At 65.0% G+C, this 6735-nt stretch carries 5 protein-coding genes; all 5 read right to left on the minus strand.

The window, feature by feature from the left end; all coding sequences use genetic code 11:
- A partial coding sequence (locus EOC94_RS32630; protein ID WP_127295684.1) for a lactate dehydrogenase occupies positions 1 to 3706 on the minus strand: 3706 nt, incomplete at its 3' end.
- A gap of 126 nt (positions 3707 to 3832) precedes the next feature.
- Complete coding sequence (locus EOC94_RS32635; protein ID WP_127295686.1) at positions 3833 to 4234, minus strand: DUF3085 domain-containing protein; 402 nt, start codon at positions 4232 to 4234, stop codon at positions 3833 to 3835.
- An 11-nt stretch (positions 4235 to 4245) separates the two neighbouring features.
- Complete coding sequence (locus tag EOC94_RS32640) at positions 4246 to 4848, minus strand: DUF1419 domain-containing protein (protein ID WP_127295688.1); 603 nt, start codon at positions 4846 to 4848, stop codon at positions 4246 to 4248.
- Between the two features lie 140 nt (positions 4849 to 4988).
- On the minus strand, positions 4989 to 5954 hold the full coding sequence (locus EOC94_RS32645) for a DUF3991 and toprim domain-containing protein (RefSeq protein WP_127295690.1): 966 nt from the start codon (positions 5952 to 5954) through the stop codon (positions 4989 to 4991).
- A 219-nt stretch (positions 5955 to 6173) separates the two neighbouring features.
- Positions 6174 to 6356 (minus strand): hypothetical protein, encoded by a 183-nt coding sequence (locus EOC94_RS32650; RefSeq protein ID WP_127295692.1) that lies wholly within the window; start codon positions 6354 to 6356, stop codon positions 6174 to 6176.
- Between the last annotated feature and the right edge of the window lie 379 nt (positions 6357 to 6735).

Genomic DNA, 6735 nt, shown 5'->3' on the forward strand with positions numbered 1-6735 from the left:
CGTCACCAGGTTCTGCCGGACGGTCGCGTTCCTCGATGGCCTTGATGCGGGCGTCGAGCACCATCTGGTAGCGCTTGAAAGCCGCAGACGGCTTGGCGGTGACGATCTGACGTGCGCCGGTCGAAAGCGCCGGCACCTTCACATATGCCCGAAGGTCTTCCGGCATCACCACATCCGCGAAGGAGCGGAACATTGCGATCAGCTCCGGCACGTTGACGAAGGTGGCGAAGCGCGTCACCGGCTTGTATTTGCCGGATGGCTGCAATTCGAGTTCGGTCGTGACATCGCCGAAGGTCGAAGCCCAGGCGTCGAACTCGTGCAGGCCGCGCTGAAGCAGCGCCTCGTAACCGAGATAGCGCTGCACCGAGAACATCTCGCCAAGCGTATTGGTGATCGGCGTGCCGGAGGCCAGCACGAGCGCCCGGCCCGGATTCTTCGTCTCCACGAACCGGGATTTGACATAAAGGTCCCAGGCCCGCTGCGAGCCGTTCGGATCGACGCCCTTGAGCGTCGACATGTTGGTGGCGAAGCTGAGCTTCCTGAACTCCTGGGCCTCATCGACGATGATCTGGTCGACGCCGATCTCGGAGATGGTGAGCAGGTCGTCCTTACGGGTCGCCAGCGCTTCCAGCCGTTCCCTGAGGCCCTCCTTCAGCCGCTCGAGGCGCTTGCGCGAGACGCGGTCATCGCCCTCGACCTTGGTCAGCAGCGTCTCGTAGAGCTCGAGCTCGTCCTGGATCATCTGTTGCTCGAAGGCCGACGGCACGCCAATGAAGCGGAAGGCGCTGTGCGTGATGATGATCGCGTCCCAAGCAGCGGTAGCCGCCCGTGACAGGAAGCGATGTCGCTTGTCCTTGGAAAAATTCGTCTCATCGGCGACGAGGATTTGCGCGGTCGGATAGAGCGCCAGAAATTCGCGGGCCGCCTGGGCAAGGCAATGGCCGGGAACGACCAGCATGGCCTTGGCGATCAGGCCAAGCCGGCGCTGCTCCATGACGCCCGCGGCAATCGTCATGGTCTTGCCGGCGCCGACGGCATGGGCAAGGTAGGTCGAGCCGGCCGAGACGATGCGCCAGATGCCGCGCTTTTGGTGCCCATAAAGAGAAAAGGCGCCAGAGGCGCCTGGAAGTTGCAGATGATCCCCGTTGAATCTTCGGGGGGCGATGTTGTTGAAGCGGTCGTTATAGACGCGCGCCAGCCGGTCGGTCCGGTCGGGATCGGACCAGATCCAGGTCTGGAAAGCGGTCTTGATCTTCTGCAGCTTTTCCTTGGCGGCTTCCGTATCCACAACATTGAGCACGCGCTTTTCAGCATGGCCCTCCTTCACCGTGTCGAAGATCTGCGGCACCCGGCTGTTCAGCGCGTCGGCTATGAGCTCGCCGGCATGACGGCGATCGGTGCCCCATTCGGACGTGCCGGCCGCCATCCATGCCAATTGCCGGGCCTCTACGGTCCACGATGCCAGCTCCGGCAGATGATGGATCCTGATCTCGGCACCCATCGTCTCGTGCACGAAGGCGACGACATCGGCGGCGGGGATCCATGGTGCCCCAAGACGGGCGGTGATATCGGAAGGCCGAAGATCGGCCGGCTGCACGCCCTGCAGCGCCGTGACGTTGCGCTCATAGGCGAAGTCGAGGGCGGCTGCGGCTTCCGCGACCTTCAACTTGTCGCGGACCTGACCGGAGAGATAGGCGTCGGCCGTTTGCCACGAACCGGTCTCCGGATCGCGGTAGATGGCGTCACCCAACTCGCCAATGACGTCATCGACATCCTCATGCAGCAATTCGGCGATGTGATCGATGTCAACATGGCCGCGTTCGTTGAGCGCGACGGCAAGCGCATCGGAGGCCGATGTGATGACGGGTGCTGCGGGCGGTGCGATGACGCGCTCGGTGAAAATCGGACCCGGCCGGGCGGTATTGGTCTCGAGATCGTAGTCCTCGATAGAAGCCACCAGCCAGCAATCCGGATCGTCCAGAAACGGTTGCAGGTTGGGGCGGCGATGTGTTTCGCGCACTTCACCGGTTTCGGCATCCTCACTCACCGACACGGTAGTGAAGTTGATGGGCCCGAAGTCGCGCACAAAATTCGACCAGGCGATGCGCAGCTTGACTTGGGCCGGCTTCCAGGGCCGGTCGAACTCCTGTGCCTTCAGCAGCTCGCGCACGGCATCGCGGATGGGGATCAATTTGCGGATGATCCGCGCGTGCTTTTCCGGCACGCCTTCGCTCGCCCTGCCCTTGCGTACGGTGATGGTCACAGCAGCGCCATCGACCATCTGCGCAAGCGCGGTATTTTTCGCGACGAAGAAACTGCCCTCGCGCACTCCGGCGCCTTCCGGCAGGGCATCCACGGCGTCGGCACTGTCCTCGGCGTCATGATCAAACTCGTCCGGCTCGCCGTCATAAATGGCTTGCGGAAGGAGGGAGATCGCTGCGGTGAGCGCCCGCTCCAGATCGACACCGGGATGAGGCAGGCAGGAATAGGCCTCGCCGTAAGGCCCCGAGATAATGGCATGCGTGCCGAGCACGAAATCCGGGTGGCGCGCGAACCAGCGGTTCACGTGGATCGCGCCTTCATCCTCCGTCGCCTGGCGGACTTCCTCGATGTCGAGCCAGGACAGATCACCTTCGGGCTCGGTGACCTTGCGCTTGCGGAAAAACAGCACGTCGACCACGACGTCCGTGCCGGCGTCGGCGCGGAAGCTTCCTGCGGGCAGACGGATGGCGGCGATCAGGTCCGCCGTTTTGGCGATACGCTCACGGGCAGAGGAATCCGCCTTGTCAAAAGTGCCGGAGCTGGTGACGAAGGCGGCGAAAGCGCCCGGCTTCAACAGGTCGACGGACCGGGCGATGAAGTAGTCGTGGAGGCGCAGGCCGAGCGAACGATAGGCCCGGTCGGAGCGCACCGTGCGATCGGAAAATGGCGGATTGCCGATGGCTAGGTCGAAACTCGCCGGCAGCTCGGTGCGGGCGAAGTCGCCAGTGACGATCCGTGCCCGGGGCTGCAGCAGCCGGGCGATGCGTGCCGTGACCGGATCGAGTTCGATCCCGGTGACGTGTGACACATCGCGTAGCGCTTCGGGCATCAGCGCCGGAAACAGGCCCGTGCCAATGCCTGGCTCCAGCACGCGGCCGCCACGCCAGCCGAGCCGGTGCAGGCCTGACCAGATCGCGCGGACGATGAAGTCCGGGGTGAAGTGGGCATACTGGGTGCAGCGGGCGAGCGAGGCGTAGTCGACCTCGCCGACTGCATCCTCCAGCTCTAAGCCGATTTCGTCCCAGCCTTTGCGAAAATTCACCTCGCCGGGGCGGCGGAAGACGCCATTGGCAAGGTCCGACGCGCCAAAGCCGGTGAAGCGGATCAGCCTCCCCTGCTCCTCGCACGTGGCCGGGCGATCGTCCGCTTCGATCTCGGCGGCGAGCCGGATCGCCGCGATGTTGTCGCGCGCGCGCTCCTTCCAGCCGCGCGCCAGGCCACGGCTACCAGCGAGATGGAAGTTCGGCCCGCGCGCCCGGCAGGCCGTGGATGGCCGCCGTGCTACTGCCGCGACCGGCATCGCGGGCGCCGGCGACGACGGATCGGGATCGTCGTCACCGTCGGGCTCGACAGCGTCGCCAAAGGCCGTCACGCCGAGGCCGAGGCCGGAGGAAAGTGCGGTGTTGCCGAAAAGGTCGATGGTGAAAGGATCGTCTTGCGACATGGCTGGATCTCCTGAATGAGGGCGCACGTCGCCGTTCCGCTGGAAGGCTCCAGCCGGCCGGACATGCGGGGAATGTGCGGGATTGGGATGTTGGACGGCCGCCGGACGGCGCCCGTCGACGGTTCGCTAGTCTCGCTCGATCACGAAGAGCTGCATCGAGTCCCTTAGGAACGCGATGCGCAGATGCGTGCAGCCGGGACTGGCTGCGATCAGGGCCTCCAGGCCTGCGGCGTCGAGAAAATCCACGCCATCATCGCCGCCGAACGTCCGGCGTTTGATCTCGAACCAGTCGTCGTTCTTGCGTGGATCGCATTCCTCAGCGTAGGCGACGAGCGGCTTCGCCCCTTTGGCGAGTTCGCCGTTGGAGCATAGGTAGACCCCGTGGTCTCCGACCAGCCAGAGGCCGGGCTTCCGGTTGTCGGAGGCGGATAGTCCGAGGTGGGGATCGCGGAAGCCGCCATTGGCTTCAGCGTCGGCAATGCCGCGAGCGATGACCTCGCGGAGGGCGGTGATGGTGAAGGTCAACATCATCTCACACCTCACGCCGCGATTGCGTCGGGGAGATAGCGCAAATGCACGGGCAGCTTCGGCGCGATCTCCGCATCCGTAAGGTCGTCCAGCAGCTTCAGCGTGGTGCCTTGGCGGCCGCCATAAAACATCACCGTGCGCTTGCCGCGGTCGCGTTCCGGCCAGCGCTCACCGGCGTAGCCGCGATAGTCGTCATGGGTGCTCGACCAGATGTGCTCCAGGCGCTCCTCGCGGGTCATTGCCCGAACGGGACGGGTTTCGCGTTCCACGATCGCATCGCGCATCCGCTCAGGCGAGCCCTTGTCGAGCAGGTCGCAATAGCCGTGGAAATACCGCATACGGCCATCGATGTTCAGCGCGTGGAAGATGCTGGTGATGCGGTCGGTGAGAAACTCACGCAGCGCGAACATCTCGCCTCGCATCCAGAGCGGCGGCAGGATCTCGAACATGTAATCGTGCTCGGCCTGTGAGATCTCGAACCATTCGCCGCCGTACAAGGCACTGGCATCGTCCTGGAAACGATCCGGACGCTGAGCGTGGCGGTCGAACATGCGGAACATCTGCCGGCGATCGGCGATGCCATGATAAACCTTGCGGACGGACAAGAGGGTCATGGGTGGGCTCCTTTCAGCCTCGTCGGGCTGGAGCGCGGCTCATCCACTCGATGTCGCCATCCTCTTCCGCCCTTCCTGACCCCTCCTCCGCGGCCGCCTCTCCGTCCGGCCGGGTCAAGGGCCGCGAAGCGGGCGCAGCTTTACCCTTGACGCGGGCGGCGGGCATGCGGCAGCCAGGCTTCTTCTTGCCTCTTCCCTTCCTTTCCCCGGTTCTTCACCCTTGCCTTGAGTTCGGCATTCCAGTCTTCCTCGTGCGGGCGGAGACGTTCGAAGCCGCAGCTCGCCTCGCGGGCGACCGCTTCGAGGCGAACAGCGTAGGTGTCGCCCTGCGCGTTGTTGTCCGTCGCGGCGACCAGCAATAGGCCCTTCCGCGCCGCCAGCAGCCGGATAGCCGCATCGGTGGCAGGAGCCCAGCCACCCCCGGTACTGACATAGAGGCTATCGCGGCGAGTACGCTCAAGCGCTGCGAGGCTCATGGCGTCGATCGCGGCCTCGGTGACGCAGAGGCGGAGCGCATCGCAGGGGCCAAACCGAAACAGCACCTTCGCGCCACCGGTCGAGAAGCCGCGCCATTCCGGACCGCGTTCCTCGCAGCCTGTCACGATCCCCTCCCCGTCCCTGTGAGCGGCCCACATGCTGCCGCGAGGCCCCTCCCGCAGCAGATCATGACGGATGGCGGCGCTGATCACGGCTTCCGGAAGATGGCGGTCGTCGCGCAGGTAGCGCCATGTCGTCGATCCCGGCCACGGCTTGCGGCGGGCGCTCCAGCGTTCGGCCACGCCGAGATCCGGCCCGCGCTTCCGCGCCTGCCTTTTCCACACAGGCTGGCGCGGCTCGTAGCCGACCAGCCGCGCGACCAGCAACTTCGCCTCAGCGAAGCCGACCCCGTGCAGATGGGTCATCAGCGAAAACACATCTCCCTTCGCGTCAGAGAGCGGATCGAACCAGCCTTTTCCGTCATGGATCACGATGACGATCTGGTCGCCGTGCCGGTATTTGACCGCGCGTCGGGTACTCTCCTTCAGGTCGAGCGCGTAACCGGCCTGATCAAGCGCCGCCGCGCAGGCCACCCTTTGTCGAAGTTCATCGAGTTCGTCCTGTTCCATGTCCTTCTTTCGTGCGCCGCAGGCGCCCGCCTTCCCTTCAGGTTTTCTTTCCCGCATCTTGCGGGACGCCTTCCGGATGCCGCGAAGAGCAAAGGCGGCAAGGGCGCGGCTGGCAATGGGTGTTTTTGCACCTCGCGCCGCCGCCCGCGGGCCAGCCGCGGCGCAGCTTCCCTTGCCGCCGCAAGCTCGCAAGTGGCACCTCCGGGAGGAGAAGCCGGCTCAATGAGCCGGCCCCTGTTCAAAGGGATCGTATTCGGCGAGGGTCTCGACCTCATCGTCGTCGAGTTCGGCGCTTGGCAGGACGCCGAATTCGTCGCCGGAGCGGAAGAGCGTGACAGGGACCATGAGGGTGCGGGCGAGCTGGAAGGCGTGGTTTTGGGCGAGGGAAAGATCTTGCGACATCTGAGGGCTCCATCTTTGGAGCGGGCCATTCCCGCTCGATGGCTCCTCAAAGGTTCGGGCTCCGGGCGCGATCACCGCAGAGGCGAAGCCGGCGCGGCCGCAGCTTGCTAGCGGACCCCTTCAGGGGTTGATCGTGGAAGATCCGGAGCTGGACCAGGAAGCCATCCCAAGAGAGCGGGATTGGGCTGCGGGCCGAGCCCGCGTGCCGCCCGATCGGCTCGCACATTGAACACGAGCTGGACTTGGCAGATTTCCACCACGAGGTCCCTTTCCAGATGTTCGAGGTCCGAGGCGGAACACGCGCGGCAGTCGCCCCCGCACTCGAAGCCGAGCGGTTGCTGTTGTCTTTGACATGCAGTGCGACGGCCCTCGAGCCTAT

Source organism: Mesorhizobium sp. M6A.T.Ce.TU.016.01.1.1 (genome assembly GCF_003997065.1).
GTDB lineage: Bacteria > Pseudomonadota > Alphaproteobacteria > Rhizobiales > Rhizobiaceae > Mesorhizobium > Mesorhizobium mediterraneum.

What these genes read in the sequence shown, in the direction of transcription:
- EOC94_RS32635 (WP_127295686.1), bottom strand. Translation starts at nt 4,234, where the DNA reads ATGTTGACCTTCACCATCACCGCCCTCCGCGAGGTCATCGCTCGCGGC.
- EOC94_RS32640 (WP_127295688.1), bottom strand. Translation starts at nt 4,848, where the DNA reads ATGACCCTCTTGTCCGTCCGCAAGGTTTATCATGGCATCGCCGATCGC.
- EOC94_RS32645 (WP_127295690.1), bottom strand. Translation starts at nt 5,954, where the DNA reads ATGGAACAGGACGAACTCGATGAACTTCGACAAAGGGTGGCCTGCGCG.
- EOC94_RS32650 (WP_127295692.1), bottom strand. Translation starts at nt 6,356, where the DNA reads ATGTCGCAAGATCTTTCCCTCGCCCAAAACCACGCCTTCCAGCTCGCC.